Annotated in this window: 2 protein-coding genes; one reads left to right on the forward strand and one right to left on the reverse strand. The window is 48.0% G+C overall.

Annotation, left to right across the window (positions count from 1 at the left end):
- A partial coding sequence (locus TDIS_RS11225) for a hypothetical protein (protein WP_161939531.1) occupies nt 1–473 on the forward strand: 473 nt, incomplete at its 5' end.
- Here TDIS_RS11225 and TDIS_RS10685 read toward each other — a convergent pair.
- Nucleotides 466–645 carry a hypothetical protein gene (locus TDIS_RS10685; protein WP_068671869.1) on the reverse strand — a complete coding sequence of 60 codons (180 nt, stop codon included), beginning with the start codon at nt 643–645 and terminating at the stop codon, nt 466–468. The two genes, TDIS_RS11225 and TDIS_RS10685, sit on opposite strands and share 8 nt — an antisense overlap.
- Nucleotides 646–793: the final 148 nt, after the last annotated feature.

The raw sequence follows: 793 nt of genomic DNA on the forward strand, positions 1-793 counted from the left end.
GTTTTGAGGGTTCTTCTTACAACGCCACGGTCTATGCTGCCGGCGGGGTGCCTTATACCAGCGGTGGAAAATATCGTTGGTGTGTGGAGGATCCCTCAAATCTTCAAGGAGCTGGTATTGATTTTATCTGTGGAACCGGTAGCGCCACGATTTCTGCTAATTGTAGCAGTGAGCCCACCTGGAATCAGTGCGATCAGATTGAGATTTCCGGAAACGCAAGTGCTACAGGGACTTTTAGTTTAACTTTCTTTGTTAAAGATGCGGACAATAATACCACCCAAAAAACTCTAGCTCTCACCATAAACTCTTCAGGAAGCCCCGGAGGCGGGGGAGGCGGCGGAACATGCGCCTATGGTACGCCTATTATAGTAAATAATGTTGGGGGTACTAGATATGTTGAAGTGGGAAGTAAATTTGGCTTTTTGTGTGTTTCTAGTGGTTCGTGTATAGAGTTTACTTCTATATCTACTTGAGGTTGCGATAGGCCTTGGACATGAGATTGTGCTCGTATTCCTTTACCTCCTTGGGATGGCAAGTCTCGCAATCCTTGGGAGTTACCACCACATGAATCCTGAAACCGTTGTGTTCGAAAGTGTCCTGGTGAGAGTCAGGATTGAGGGTATGACACTCGGCACATCCTACCACTACACCTTTCTTGTCTTCGGGGACCTGAGAGGTGCTGATTCGTCTTGCAAGAGGGGCTTTTTTCAGGGCCTCCTCGGGAGTGATCTGGGCATTGCAGGCTTTCCCTCCAGTCTGCTACAATACCTGGTGTAAGTAGCCTCGTGACATT

This window comes from Thermosulfurimonas dismutans, assembly GCF_001652585.1.
Classification (GTDB): domain Bacteria; phylum Desulfobacterota; class Thermodesulfobacteria; order Thermodesulfobacteriales; family Thermodesulfobacteriaceae; genus Thermosulfurimonas; species Thermosulfurimonas dismutans.